This window comes from Alcaligenes sp. RM2 (genome assembly GCF_052931795.1).
The window spans coordinates 166,439-179,505 of sequence record NZ_JBRFIO010000001.1 but is presented as its reverse complement, the minus strand read 5'-3'; the positions used below and the strand labels follow the sequence as shown (position 1 = coordinate 179,505).

General features: G+C 55.0%; 12 protein-coding genes. 1 reads left to right on the top strand and 11 read right to left on the bottom strand.

Features of this window, described 5'->3' with window-relative positions:
• Window positions 1–26: 26 nt before the first annotated feature.
• The 10 genes from ACU6HM_RS00790 to ACU6HM_RS00745 form a co-directional block, all read right to left on the bottom strand.
• A complete protein-coding gene (locus ACU6HM_RS00790; protein ID WP_446763241.1) occupies window positions 27–1,433 on the bottom strand; it encodes an efflux transporter outer membrane subunit in 1,407 nt (468 codons plus the stop codon).
• A complete protein-coding gene (locus ACU6HM_RS00785) occupies window positions 1,430–2,614 on the bottom strand; it encodes an HlyD family secretion protein (protein WP_021446918.1) in 1,185 nt (394 codons plus the stop codon). The genes ACU6HM_RS00790 and ACU6HM_RS00785 overlap by 4 nt, the downstream gene beginning before the upstream one ends.
• A 15-nt stretch (window positions 2,615–2,629) precedes the next feature.
• Complete coding sequence (locus tag ACU6HM_RS00780; protein ID WP_009459744.1) at window positions 2,630–4,282, bottom strand: MFS transporter; 1,653 nt, start codon at window positions 4,280–4,282, stop codon at window positions 2,630–2,632.
• The gene (locus ACU6HM_RS00775; RefSeq protein ID WP_009459745.1) at window positions 4,279–4,878 is read right to left on the bottom strand and encodes a TetR/AcrR family transcriptional regulator; all 600 of its coding nucleotides are present in this window, start codon (window positions 4,876–4,878) and stop codon (window positions 4,279–4,281) included. The genes ACU6HM_RS00780 and ACU6HM_RS00775 overlap by 4 nt, the downstream gene beginning before the upstream one ends.
• Window positions 4,879–5,097: 219 nt before the next feature.
• Window positions 5,098–5,793, bottom strand: a complete 696-nt coding sequence (locus tag ACU6HM_RS00770; RefSeq protein ID WP_009459746.1) for a hypothetical protein — start codon at window positions 5,791–5,793, stop codon at window positions 5,098–5,100.
• Between the two features lie 141 nt (window positions 5,794–5,934).
• Complete coding sequence (locus tag ACU6HM_RS00765; RefSeq protein ID WP_009459748.1) at window positions 5,935–6,450, bottom strand: DUF2165 family protein; 516 nt, start codon at window positions 6,448–6,450, stop codon at window positions 5,935–5,937.
• A 13-nt stretch (window positions 6,451–6,463) separates the two neighbouring features.
• Window positions 6,464–7,144 carry an HAD family hydrolase gene (locus tag ACU6HM_RS00760; protein WP_009459750.1) on the bottom strand — a complete coding sequence of 227 codons (681 nt, stop codon included), beginning with the start codon at window positions 7,142–7,144 and terminating at the stop codon, window positions 6,464–6,466.
• Between the two features lie 70 nt (window positions 7,145–7,214).
• Window positions 7,215–8,054, bottom strand: a complete 840-nt coding sequence (locus ACU6HM_RS00755) for an AfsA-related hotdog domain-containing protein (protein ID WP_009459752.1) — start codon at window positions 8,052–8,054, stop codon at window positions 7,215–7,217.
• Window positions 8,055–8,151: 97 nt separating this feature from the next.
• Window positions 8,152–9,348, bottom strand: coding sequence for an MFS transporter (locus ACU6HM_RS00750; RefSeq protein WP_446763240.1), 1,197 nt, complete (start codon window positions 9,346–9,348; stop codon window positions 8,152–8,154).
• 62 nt (window positions 9,349–9,410) lie between these two features.
• Window positions 9,411–9,926, bottom strand: coding sequence for a MarR family winged helix-turn-helix transcriptional regulator (locus ACU6HM_RS00745; RefSeq protein WP_009459754.1), 516 nt, complete (start codon window positions 9,924–9,926; stop codon window positions 9,411–9,413).
• Between the two features lie 191 nt (window positions 9,927–10,117).
• Here ACU6HM_RS00745 and ACU6HM_RS00740 point away from each other — a divergent pair, with 191 nt between their 5' ends.
• Window positions 10,118–10,618 (top strand): DinB family protein, encoded by a 501-nt coding sequence (locus ACU6HM_RS00740; protein ID WP_446763239.1) that lies wholly within the window; start codon window positions 10,118–10,120, stop codon window positions 10,616–10,618.
• 175 nt (window positions 10,619–10,793) lie between these two features.
• On the opposite strand, the gene fauA is transcribed toward ACU6HM_RS00740, so the two are convergent.
• Window positions 10,794–12,992, bottom strand: a complete 2,199-nt coding sequence (gene fauA, locus ACU6HM_RS00735) for a TonB-dependent alcaligin siderophore receptor FauA (RefSeq protein ID WP_336971207.1) — start codon at window positions 12,990–12,992, stop codon at window positions 10,794–10,796.
• Window positions 12,993–13,067 lie beyond the last annotated feature (75 nt).

Below are 13,067 nucleotides of genomic sequence, written 5' to 3'. Positions count from 1 at the left end.
AGGGCCCCTCTACCGACTCTTTCAAGTTACTCCCGCTTCATCGCCTTTTCATAATCCCAGCCGCCACCCAGCGCCTTGTACAGATCAACCATATTCTGCAACTGACCTTCACGCACGGCGATGACCTGGTTTTCTGCCTCGTACAGATTCCGCTGCGCATCCAGTTGTTCCAGATAAGACGCATAGCCAGCCTCATAACGATTGCGGGCGTGTTCCAAGGAGCGCTTCAAGACGTCCCGACGCGCGGTCACGTGGCTTAACTCTTCCGCAAAACGACGCTGGCCCGCCAAGGCGTTTTCCACTTCGGAAAAGGCCGTCAAAACAACGCCGCGATACGCAAAGGCCGCCTCATCGCGCTGGGCTGTTGCAGAATCAAACTGCGCCTGCAAACGACCACGGTCAAAAATTGGTGCCAGAATGCTGCCACCCAAACTCCAGATCTTGGTCGGGTCATAACTCAAGGCGCTGACGTACAAAGCCCCTGCCCGTGCCGACAAGGAAACCTGCGGCAAAAAGGCAGCCCGGCTGGCTGCCATGGACGCGTCCCTGGAAGCCAAACCGAGCTCTGCTCGCGCAATATCAGGACGGCGGCGTAGCAGCTCGGACGGCAAGCCAGAGCCCGGTGCAGACAGCTCTAAAGCCGACAAGGTGGAACTGGCGTTCTGTTCATAAGCCGCAGGCAACTCCCCGGACAAGAGGCGCAAAGCATTGTGATGACGGCTAATCGCCAATTCCAGCTGTGGAATATGCTGCGCTACCGCTTCCAGCTCGGACTGGGCCTGAGTCAACTCCAGCTGGGAGATATAGCCCGCATCAAACTTTTCCTGCGCCAGGCGCAAGGCTTCTGTCCGGGAGGTAGAGGTGGCCTTGGCCTGCTGCAACTGTGCATCCAGACCCAGCAAGGCAATATAGGTACGTGCTGTCTCGGAGGCGACGCTCAAGGCAATGGCATCATAATCCGCCTGCGTGGCAGACAGCTTGAGTTCAGCCGCTTTTGCCTGCGAACTCAAGCGCCCCCATAGATCCAGCTCCCAATTCAATTGCATGGCAGGCTGCACCGCACGGCTGATTGCCATGCCGCCAGGCCCCAAGGCCCGCTCTGCATGCGAGCCGGTGTCAAAGGACAAGGAGGGGCCCAAGGACGAATCCGCCAGCTGCACCGCGGCCCTTGCCTGTTCGATGCGGGTAGCGGCACTCAAGATATCGTTATTGCGTGCCAAGGCAGCTTCCACAAGCGCACTCAAGCCGGGATCGTTAAAGGCTTTCCACCAGGCCGAATCGACCACAGTGCCTTCAGAGGATGCTCCTATCCACCCGGATGGCACAGCTACCTGCGCCTGCTCGGGTACGACCCGGTAAGCAGGCATACAGCCGGACAACAGCGCCGCGCCACTTAAGATGGCCATGCCATACGTTCTTGCAGACAGGGTCATTGTTCATGCTCCTGTTTTGTTTGATCAGGCTTATCGGAAATATCCACCTTGGCAATCACGGACATGCCAGGTCGCAAACGCTCCATACCGGGCTGATCCGCATCGATAGCAATGCGTACCGGCAAGCGCTGAACAACCTTGGTGAAGTTGCCACTGGCATTATCCGCGCGCAGCACGGAAAACTCGGAGCCCGTGGCCGGGGCAATACGCTCTACATGACCTTGAAACTCTGTGCCATCCAGACCATCAACGGTGAATCGGGCCAACTGCCCCACATGAATACCCGCCGTCTGCGTTTCCTTGAAGTTCGCCACTACCCAACGGGTATCCGGCACCAGAAACAGCAGTTGCGAACCTGCCGTCACATACTGCCCCTGACGCACAGACGCTTCGCTGACCTGACCGGCTGCAGGCGCGGTCACCACGGTGTTATCCATATCGATGCGAGCCAAACCCAAGGCGGCTTCAGCGGATTTCACCTTGGCCTGCAAGGTCGCCCGAGCCACCTCGGTGGACTTGATGGTTTCTTCGGCAATCGCAATGTTTGCCTTGGCTTGCAACATATTGCCGCGCCCCAGCTCGGCAGTCGCTACAGCCTGATCTCGCTCTCGCACCGAGATCGAACCTTTGTTTGCCAATTCCCTGGCACGATTACGATCCGCCTCGGAGCGACGGGCTTCAGCCTGAGCCGACACCAAGGCCGCCTTGCGAGCATCCAGGCTGGCGCGGTTCTGTGCCTGGGCTTGATCCAGATTCGCCAACTCAGCCAAAGCCGCATCCAGTTGAGCCTGCGCCTGATGCAGTTTTTCTTTATAAATGCGCTCATCAATGCGCACCAAAGGCTGGCCCGCCTGGACTCGCTCAAAGTCCTGCACCAGTACCTCGGACACATAACCGCTTACCTGCGGTGCCAGCACCGTCATCTGCCCACGTACATAGGCGTTGTCGGTAGTGACGCGAGTGGTGTTGAACGGCCCCAGGTTCCAAGCCCACAAGATCAACAGCAAACCTCCCAACAATACAAAGGCCATCGCAATGACACTGCGTTTGCTGGGTTTGATGATCTTGGGCGGCAGAGAAGGTTCAGTATTCGGACCCAGCTTGCCATCGTTATCCGAGTCTGTCGGCGCGGCAAGCTCACTATTGCGATCCTGATTTTCAGATGAAGTGTCTTGACTCATAAATACGGACCAGGTTTAAGAATTCGAAGAAGTGCCAGCAGCGGCTTGCGCTCGTCTGGACTGAATTGCGGGGCCAGCGGCCAGCAACACGGGCCACAACAGAAAGCCCGTCGCCAGAATGCCAATCAACAGAAAAACATCGTTGTAAGCCCGAACGCTGGCCTCGCGGCGGGCAATCTGTGCCAACTGAGCCGTGCCCGTCGCCGCCCTCAACATCGGATCGGTCACCGTTGGCCCTACAGCCTGTTGCTGCTGTTTCAGACGATTGGCCACCAAAGGCTCAGCCACATTCACATGGCTGACAATGGCCGCGTAATGATGCTGCTGGCGCTGCTGCTGAAACGTGCTCAAGGTCGCGGTGCCCATCAATCCGCCCAAAGTCTGAGTGACGTTGAGCAGCACAATAAAAGTCACGATATGGTCAGGGCCATACTTGAAGGCTTGCTTGAAGCCAATCATCACCAAGGGTCCCATGAACATGCCCGCGCCAATGGACAGCACGAATTGGCTATAGAAAAAGTCCTGTGGGCGGTCCAGGCTGGTACGCCCAAAATCCATGAAGCTGGACACGCCAATCAGCAAAATCGCGGCAAACACCTGTACCAGAATCGTCTTGGGCCCAAAGGTGATGGCGCTGAGCACAATGCCGCACACAATGCCCACAAACACCACCCAGAACAAAGGCTGCATCTGCTCCGAGCCCATGCCCAAACTGCGCAGCATATTAACCATGCCGTAGTTCTGCTCGGTCGTGATGAAGCGCAAAATCATGGCCCCGACGGCAAAGTAAATGGTGGAACCCTGCGCCAACCACCGCACTTTCAGCAAAGGATTGACGCGGTGATATTCCAGAAACGAACAGACGGTGAACAGGAACAAGGACGCCATCGCCATCCAGGCCAGGCTTGTGTCGTTGAACCACCAGCGGATATAGCCTTGCGTCAAGAATGCGATCAGCAAACCGGCAGCCGGAGCAAACAAGGCAAAAGCCAGGAAGTCCAGTTTTTCAAACGCCTTGATCTGATAGCCGGGGGGCAACTTCAACAGCACTACTGCCGCAAAGGAGCACAAGGCCATGCCCGCCTCAAAGCTATACAGGCCGTGCCAATTCCCCAGCTCTATCAAGGACGGCGACAGCACCCAGGCCAAGGGCGTCGCCATTTGCGTGATACTCACTCCCAGCACCAAAGCCTTACCTAGCAGGCGTCTGGGGAAAGCTTGCAGCATGTACAAGACGCCCAGGGTGCTAGCCGCCGCACCAGAAAACCCGCTGGCACCACGCAGAAAAATCAGCGATTCAGCACTATTAATGGATAGATGCAGCAAGGCCAGAACGGCATACAAACCCAGGCCTATCTCGGCAAACAGGCGCATGCCATATTGCTGCCTGAACTTGAACACCAGCAAATTGGCGGTGATATTGACCATGGCATAGGCTGCGGGCAACCAGGCTGCCTCGGAGGGCGTCAACCCCAGCTCCCCTTGCAGCGTCGGCAAATTCACCGACACCAGGGCATTACCCAAACCACCTGTCAAACCAACCAGAATCGCAACCAGACCATAAGCCATACGGATATGCGATTCATGATGAGGTGCCGATGGCGAGCCCGGCATGAAGGGCTTTTCATGCTCCTCCCAATGTGGATGCGGCTTGATGTACTGACTCATTCAGGCTCCCAATCGGGAGCATTACGGTCCACCTGCAACAACACGCCTTCACACAAGAACTTCAGCGAGCGTTTTACGAACAGTAGCCTTTCCTTGTCCGTGCGCCCCCGCAAGCTGGCAGCCAGCATGCCAATCAACAAGGGAATGTCCGTGGGCTGCAAGGCCGGGTTGCACTGCCCGGCGGCCTGCCCCATTGCCAAGGGTTCGCGCGCCAGATCAACCAAACGTGCGCGCACCCCCACAATGGTGGGGTGATTGGGGTCAATCGCCTTCCAGTAATCCGACATGGGAGCCGACTCCAGCGCGAACCCTGCCAGCACCTGCATCAAGACCTTGAAGTCCTGGGCATTGCCTTTGCGCTTGCTTAAGAAGCGCTCTTCAATCCGGTCTGCTGCCCGTATCAGCAACGCCTCCATCAAGGCAGCCCGATCAGGGAAATTGCGATAGAGCGTCGCCCGTCCTACCCCTGCCTGCGACACAACCTGATCCAAAGGGGCCGTGACACCACACTTGCTAAAGACCGTGTTAGCCGCATCCAGCAACAGTTCCCGGCGTTCCAAGGCATCAGAACGATTAGGTAAATTCCGGTTTTTCATTCCGAAATTATACGGACAGTTTTGTCCGCTTAAAAAGGCATCAAGCTAAAAAAGCTGTAAGAAACGATATTCCATATATGAAATAAAGCCTGCCAAGGCACGCAGGAAAAGTCCGGGGCTGGCTGTCTGCCTTTATTGCAAAAAAAACGTACTCCAACGAAAAAGACGCGACCGCAAGCAGTCGCGCCCTGTTCTATTCAGATCCCACCGCGCAGGCCCTTAGCCCACTTTGGAACCACTCGAACTCTCCTTGGGCTGCTTCTTCAGCCAGCTGTCATGCAGCCATTTTTCAGTTTGCCTATGCCCGGGAAAGGTAATCCATGTGATGTCACGTTCAAAGATCATAGGTTGCTCATCCGGGCCCACAATCACCCAGAACCACAGACGATCCTCCAGATTGCGAGCCTTCACCTTCATCCCGGTCAAGGTGACCGTCTCCATACGGCCATTACGCTCCACACGAATCGGCTCGTCATGCTTGTCGATCCAATGAATTTCCATGCGAGGCAACAAGTCAGGAGCATACTGCTGCAGGAACGCACGTGCGATTTCCTCACTGCGCTGGCTGTCTGGCAAAGGACGGCCCACCAGGTCCAGAGAGATATTGGCAAAACCTTTAAGGCGACCTGACGGCGCAATTACCGAACTAAAGTGCTCGCCTTCCAGACCGGCATTACGTCCGTCCTTGCGCTCATAGCGCGTCAACACAACGGCCTCACCATCCGCACTGACCTGACGGCTCATGACCTGGGCATGGGTTTCCGGAATAAAGGCATCAATAGAAGGGCTGGCAAGCGTGCTCATGGCATTCTCCGAAATGGAAAGGACATTCTGTTGAGCCTGAGCAGGAAAAACCCAGGCCGTTTGCATCATCAAAGCGGCAAACAAGGATGGCAAAGAAAGATGGACTCGCATAAGGCGGACTCCTGTGAAAAGAAAGCATCACGCTAGAGAAAACGAACTTCATGGGCACGTTCTCAAAATCAGCTTTCAGAAAAACGGCCAAGTTTTCCAGCTGGTAACTCAAGGCCGTAAAACCAAGACAGGTCTAAAGAGCTAGAGCGCGCGGCCTTGCTCTACAGCTTGCGTCTGAACATAATTCAGAGCGCATAAGCCAATCACGATCAAGCTAAAGTGCACCATCTGGACTGGCCCCTGCTTGAGCCAATACCCAAACCACAAACCGCCGCAGATGAAAAACAACCACAAAAAAACAAACAGGCTCAAAGCCAGTACCGCGCGATTGCGAGCACGTAAAAGAACACAAGCCTTTTGCACCCAAAAAGCCTTTGCATAAGAGAGGGCGGCCCACCACAGCAAGATGGCACAAGTCAGCTGGACAGCAGCCACCACATATAAAACCACCGGAGCCCACTGCGCCGACCAAGCCCTCCACAACAAGCCTGCACCCAGCAGCTCCTCCGCCATCACCAAATCCATAGAAAGCGTATGGCTCAGCAGTAAACGATTAGTCCCGGAATCCGTGACGTTGTTAATGACGGCAATCGACAACCACATAGCCAAGCCACCCAGGATCAGCAAACGACTAAACGCAATAAGACGTATCGACATAATCCCTACCTCATCACAAGGAATACTGATTCAAGATGGGCCAGCCACGCTCTTGTGCTATGCCCATCAAATTCGGGTCTCCTGCTATCACCCGCGGAAAACCGACAAGTTCCAGCATGGGCAGATCAGAAATGTGATCGCCGTACCCATAACAATCCGCAGCGCATCCTGCCTGACGCTCCAGAAACCGTTGAACGGCTCGCCGCTTCCCTTCGCCAATGGTCTGTATTCCCATGATTTCACCGGTGTAATTGCCCGCGAGAATCTCCAACTGATTAGCCAGCACATAGCGCACGTCCAGATCTCGAGCCAGGGGCTGCAGAATGTCGCAACTGGAGCCAGATACAAACACAGGCTGAACGCCATTGCGCTGATGCTCCCGCAAAGCCTGGATGGCTGGCTGAATGTAGTAGTTCTCTTGCTGGCGCATTTGCTGATGCCAGTCTGCTATCGCTGCTTGTAAATCAGTTTGTCTGCAGCCCTTGAACACATGCCAGAACAAGCGATTAATTTCGTCTCTGGATGTACCATCGGCAATCTGTCCACGCATTCGCCGCTCAGCTTCTTGACTAGCAGCCTCACCGCCCTCTTGTCCAAGCGTTTTGCACCAGTAGTAATTGCGAAAACTGAACATGCTTTTCATGTTGATGAGAGTTTCATCAACATCAAAAAATGCAAATTGAATTGTTCCCATCCCCTGCCTTTCCTTAAGTTCGACCAGGACAAAATCCTGGTCGACGATCTTTCAAAAAACCGTAATCGCTCTACAGCAAGGCTTGCTCTGGGCAAGAAGCCGTTGCCTGATTCGATAGAAAGGCAGAGACATCATCCGTGACATCGCTCTGGGCATTGAGCATGCCCAACTCATTGACATACTGCTGGACAACACTGGCGGCCAACTGGTTTTCCTTCTGAGTAATCAGCACATCATCAAAGACCGTGAACTTGACTTCCATACCTGCAACGACTGCACCGCCCTGATAAATATTCATGTCAGCATGAAACCAGACCCGATCCGCCCTGAGCTTTTTCTGCTCCAGAACGTGATAGCGGATTTGAGCGGGCAAAGGAAACGCAAACGCCTGAAACCGCATCGTCATCGTGTTGATCACAAAGTAGCGCTTGGGTGCTTGGTAGTCCTCCAGGCAAAACCGCTCTGTTACCGCCAAAAACATCTGACGGCACGCCTCTGTCAGCACCATTCCCTGCACATGCTGTCCAGTCAGATGGTCCAGCATCAGCTCGTTCCGATCATCCAGCATCAAGTCCGCAATAAAGCCACCATCTTGCGCAACTTCAGGTACAGAGATCAGTGTGTTTTCCGGGCGATGCTTATGTACCAGGGGCTTGGCAGCCAGGCGCTTCCCTCGCCATGTGTGCCAATGCTTGAACTCCTGAAGCAGGCCTTTACTGATACCTACAAACCAGGCATGACTGACCTGCTCCTGACTCAAACCCTGGCCAGCGATCAACTGCCGGCCAGCCAACGGTCCGCGCTCAGGAGACTCGTCATGCAACAGCTTCATCAGACGCTCATACAGCAATAAATTTTCATTCTGAGCAAATCGGTCAAAGCCCTTCGGAACAACAATAAGTACTTCCATTTTTCTACTCTCCCTTAAAAATTCTTGACGCTGATGTTTTGCAAAGGCACTTATTAACTGAGCCCTTCTCATCTTTCCGTGATAGCTGCCTTTCTTCTTATTGCTTGTTAACGAGCAGCTCACTGCGCCTTAATCCACTAAGGGCATAGATCGCACACCCTGCCAGCAAGCCAGCCAGCAATAAATACGTATCCTCCAAAGGCCAGGCCGCAATCTGCTGAGCCACCCAAGGCCCCAGGCTTGCGCCGATGAACAGCACAAAGGTGTAAAGCGATACCGCCAAACCTCGTACTGACAATTCGCTTAGCCCGGCTACTCGAGCGATCAGGCTCGGCACACTGATACCAATCCCAGCCACAAAGATGAAACTGGCTCCAAGCAGTCCCAAAGGATGGGCCTGTCCGGCTAACGCACTGAGTGCCAGGCCGGTGGCAGCACACACCAGGCCAGCGCTCAGTACTCGCTCAGGCCCCATTCTGGGCATGACCAGCGCCACCAATAAAGGCATCAAAAAGGCAGGGGCAACCAGAGCGCGCGTCATCATGGGAGACAGGCCCAACTGTGTGAACTGCGCAGCCAGCTTGCTATCAAGCGTCATATAAAAGGCAACAAAGCACAGCAGCAGAAAGAAGGCCGGCACATAGACACGCAGCAATCCGGGGTTGGCCAGCAGTCGGCCCACCGATCGGTAATTGCGCAGAAAACCGTGCAGGCCCTGCGACTCCATCTCATCAGCCGCTCTGCGCCATAAGCGCCATGCCGTCAGCATGAAAATGCCACTCAAGGGCAAGAAAGCCGCTCCTAGCCCCCAACGACCGGCAATCAAGCCGCCATATATTTGCCCCAGCAGGCCTGCCGACAAAAAGGCGGTGCTCATCCAGGCAACACTCCACATCCTCTGTCGTGGACTGCCCCGCTCTGCCAGATAGGCAATCGCCACCGGAGGAAATGAAGAAGCAGCCAGCCCCTGACACAGCCGGCCAACAACAATGGCGGCAGGTGACTGCACCACCGCCAGCAAAGCAGTCAGTCCGGCCAAAGCCAGCAAGCCGCCAACCATGACCTTGCAGCGCCCCAAGCGATCCGACAGCGGTCCAAAAATCAGAAAACCCAAGGCGTAGGCAAACCCAAAACTGCTGACCATGCCTGTTGCACCCACCCCGTAGGATTGCTCCAGGACGGCAAGCACCGGCAAAGGCAGATAAAGCAAAGAGACGACGGACAAGGCACAGATCACCATCAATGCCCGCAGGCCCGTACCTACAGATCCCTCTTCATGTGCGGATACATTCATCTTTAATGTTCCTGGCTGTTATACAGTAAGCTACATATCTGTTTAAAAAAAACGGCAGACAACTATCCGCCGTTTGTCTTGGGCAACACGCCTTCCTGCTTAATCTTGAACATCAATCGAATCAGCATCTCCCGCTCTGATTCATCGAAATGGCTCATCAGCTTGGCAACCCACACATAATGCGCTGGCAAGGCTTGGCCCAGCACCTGTGCCCCGTGCTCGGTCAATCGAACCACCCAGGCACGACGATCCTGTGGGTGCTGCTCCCGATCACACAGGCCTGCTGCTTCCATGCGATCAATAATGCGTGTCATGGTTTGTGAGGTGACCGACACCCCGTCGGCCAGCACACCAATGCTCAAGCCCTCTGGATTGCGTTTCAGCAAAATCAGAACAAAGAACTGGGTCTGAGACAAACCGCTTGTCCGATCAAGATTGGCCTCAAACGCAGATAACATCTCGCTGGTGGCAGAAGCCCAGATCAACCAGGTATGCAAGCCATCCACATCCGGATTGCTGTACTCGGCTCCCAGCGTTACCAATGTGTCGTAACTGGGAAGGTCCTTGAGTTCAAACATCGCGTCACCAAATAATCACCACGGCTGAAATGTAGCTGACTACCTATCTGCAGGTCAAGCGCTTTGACATTGGGGCAAGTCAGGACAGGCAAAGACAAGATTCCGTCTTGCTCCTGCTGCCTGTTTGAAGAAATAATCACGATACTCCAGCCCCTGACACAGCCCCCATGACACCTCAAACTGCAATCCGAATGGCTGATTACAACAGCCAGATGAACCGCCGTCTTTACGATGCGGCGGCGAGCCTTTCAGCGCAGGACTTGCATCAGGAACGCGGGGCTTTCTTCGGTTCGCTGTTCAAGACCATGATGCACATTGCTGTGGGAGACACCGTCTGGCTGCAGCGCTTTGCCCAGCATCCTGATGCCCACGTCTTGCGCGAAGAAATCGAGGTGTTTACCAAGCCACATGCACTGGACCAGCAGTTGTTCGACACCTTGGCAGAACTGAATCAGTACCGTCACAAGCTGGACCGGATCATTATTGATTGGGCCGCCACGCTGACACCGGAGCAACTGGGCCAAACGCTACGCTACAGCAATATGGCGGGCCAGAGTATGGAGAAGGATTTTGCGCTTTTAGTGACGCACTTTTTTAATCACCAGACTCACCATCGCGGTCAGGCCAGCACCTTGTTGTATCAGGCAGGTGTCGATATTGGGGTGACTGATTTATTGGCTTTGGTGTCCTGATTTTGTAGCCCGCAGGCCTCAAAGCAGACCGACAGCGCTGTACTTGTAGCTCAAGGGCGACAAGATCTCGGTGTCCGAGATACAGCAAGCAACCTATCCGCTTCCAATAAAAAAGCCTGCTTGGCGATGGCAAGCAGGCTTTTGCATCAGGCTCTACTGCCTGCACCTTTCTCTCTTAATACTGCGCCCGCAAGGACAGCATCACGTTCTGGGGCGCCCCATACCAGCCCTGGTTATAAAACCCGATCTGCGAGTAGTACTTCTTGTCGAACAGGTTATTCACGTTCAGCGTGGCGGACATGCGCTTGTTGAAGTCATAGCGCGCCATCAGGTTGACGATGGCATAGCTGCCCTGCTCTACCTTGACCACTTTACGGCCCGGTGCGGTCGCATCCTGGTACATGCGGTTTTGCCAGTCGATACCACCACCCACTGTCAGCCCTTGCCAATCGCCCTGCAAACGATAGGTGGTGTAGAGCTTGAACAAAGTACGCGGCTTGCTGGTGTTGATGGGTTTGCCTTGTGCATCCTTGGCCGTGAAGGTCGTCAAGCTGCTGGCCAGGTTCCAACCGGGCATCAACTCCCCGCCCAGCTCCAGTTCGATACCTTCTACCTTGGCTCCTGACACGGGGCGATAGGCGGGGGTATTGGGCGGCGCGCCGATCACATTATTGCCAGTGGCTTCGGCAAGATTGTCCTGGCGGGTCTGGAACACGGATACCGCCCCATTCAAGCGGCCATCCAGCCAGGCGGCCTTCAAGCCCAGTTCGTAGCTTTTACCCGTGATGGGAGCCAGAAGATCACCCTGTTCGTTGCGGGCGTTCTGCGGTTTGAAGATTTCCGTATAGCTGGCGTAAGCCGTGTAGGTGTCGTCAAAGTCGTAGATCAGGCCGGCATAAGGGATGAACTCATTGCGGTTGCGATACTGGCGTTTGGCACCAAAGTAGGTCTGGTCCGTCTCCCAGTTACTCAAGCGTCCACCTACCATCAAGCGCAGATTATCCATCAAGGAAAAACGCCCTACGGCATAGGCACCAGACTGTCTGTTGTTCATGTCATCCGCCTGGGAGGGCTCGCCTGACCACACGGGTTCGGGCACGCGGCCCGGCTGATAAAAACTGCCCGCATCCGGCAAAGGTGCCAGGGCGCGATACTGCGGGAAGGAGACGCGGTCCTGGGACATCATCCAGCCCGCAGAGAACTCATGCTCTTTACCGAACAGCTCGAAGGGGCCGGACAAAGAGGCATTGAATGCCTTGCGACGCACATCCCCCTTGTAATAGGAATAGGAGTTGGCAGTACCCAAGCCGGTTTCCCGATCCGGGTAGCCGCCCCGGAAAATCTGCTTCATGGATGCATCGGTGTGCGACTGGTTATAAGTCAGGCGCAGCTTCAAGTCATTGGCAAACTGATGGCTCAAATCCAGAAAGCCCGTGGTGGTGTCATTCTCGATGCGCGACCAGTCCGTATTGTTGGAAACAGAGCGCTTGAAGTCTGTACGCGAACCATCGCTATAGAACAGCGGAAAACCACTGCCAAAGCCATTGTTCGAGCTGGACTGATAGGCCACTCCACCAGTCAATTCCATGCCGGGCATCAGGTCAGCCGTAATCACGCCATACAAGGTGCGCGTCTTGGTGTCCTGCAAACTGGTGTAGCTATTGGCCTTGCCATAAGCCCCCACAATACGCCCGCGAATACGGCCATCTTCGGTAATGGGTGTGGAAACATCGGCATAACCACGGGCAAAGTCCCAGCTGCCTACGTTCACGCCCCCCGATGCTGCAAAATCACGCAAGGGACGCTTGCGTACATAGTTGACCGAGGCCGAGGGGCTGCCCGCCCCCGTCATCAAACCTGTCGCACCGCGCACCACTTCAACCCGATCAAACACCACCAGGTCCAGATTGCTTTCACCAAAAGCCCAGGGCGAGAGCACAGGCTGGGTCCAGCCATCAAACTGATAGTTATCGATACCAAAGCCACGCGAGGAAAAGGAATAACGGTTGGTATCGCTACGCGTCACGGAAATACCCGGCGCGCTTTGCAAGGCATCAGCCGTTGTCTGCATACCGCGGTCTTCCATCATCTGGCGGGTCACCACGCTGACCGATTGCGGTGTTTCACGAATGGACAGTGACAAACCCGTGGCTGTGCTCATTGCCTTGGTGGTGTAGGACTGGCTGGTTTCGGTCACCCCCGGATCTCGATTGCCTTTGATCGTAATTGTGGACAGCTCCACGGGGGATTGATCAGGAGCCTTGTCCTGTGCCCAGGCTGGGCTGCCCGCGGCCGCCAGCAGCATGGCGGAGCGAGTAAGAGGTGTCAGCAAACGCACTCGCAGGCGAGCAGAGCTGGAAGAAACGGCAAACATGAAGGTGGATCTCAGCAAAGGTTTTAGATGCGAACAATTATCATCTTCATGCTTGAGAGCGATGTATTCACAAAC

What these genes read in the sequence shown, in the direction of transcription:
- ACU6HM_RS00790 (WP_446763241.1), bottom strand. Translation starts at nt 1,433, where the DNA reads ATGACCCTGTCTGCAAGAACGTATGGCATGGCCATCTTAAGTGGCGCG.
- ACU6HM_RS00785 (WP_021446918.1), bottom strand. Translation starts at nt 2,614, where the DNA reads ATGAGTCAAGACACTTCATCTGAAAATCAGGATCGCAATAGTGAGCTT.
- ACU6HM_RS00780 (WP_009459744.1), bottom strand. Translation starts at nt 4,282, where the DNA reads ATGAGTCAGTACATCAAGCCGCATCCACATTGGGAGGAGCATGAAAAG.
- ACU6HM_RS00775 (WP_009459745.1), bottom strand. Translation starts at nt 4,878, where the DNA reads ATGAAAAACCGGAATTTACCTAATCGTTCTGATGCCTTGGAACGCCGG.
- ACU6HM_RS00770 (WP_009459746.1), bottom strand. Translation starts at nt 5,793, where the DNA reads ATGCGAGTCCATCTTTCTTTGCCATCCTTGTTTGCCGCTTTGATGATG.
- ACU6HM_RS00765 (WP_009459748.1), bottom strand. Translation starts at nt 6,450, where the DNA reads ATGTCGATACGTCTTATTGCGTTTAGTCGTTTGCTGATCCTGGGTGGC.
- ACU6HM_RS00760 (WP_009459750.1), bottom strand. Translation starts at nt 7,144, where the DNA reads ATGGGAACAATTCAATTTGCATTTTTTGATGTTGATGAAACTCTCATC.
- ACU6HM_RS00755 (WP_009459752.1), bottom strand. Translation starts at nt 8,054, where the DNA reads ATGGAAGTACTTATTGTTGTTCCGAAGGGCTTTGACCGATTTGCTCAG.
- ACU6HM_RS00750 (WP_446763240.1), bottom strand. Translation starts at nt 9,348, where the DNA reads ATGAATGTATCCGCACATGAAGAGGGATCTGTAGGTACGGGCCTGCGG.
- ACU6HM_RS00745 (WP_009459754.1), bottom strand. Translation starts at nt 9,926, where the DNA reads ATGTTTGAACTCAAGGACCTTCCCAGTTACGACACATTGGTAACGCTG.
- ACU6HM_RS00740 (WP_446763239.1), top strand. Translation starts at nt 10,118, where the DNA reads ATGGCTGATTACAACAGCCAGATGAACCGCCGTCTTTACGATGCGGCG.
- fauA (WP_336971207.1), bottom strand. Translation starts at nt 12,992, where the DNA reads ATGTTTGCCGTTTCTTCCAGCTCTGCTCGCCTGCGAGTGCGTTTGCTG.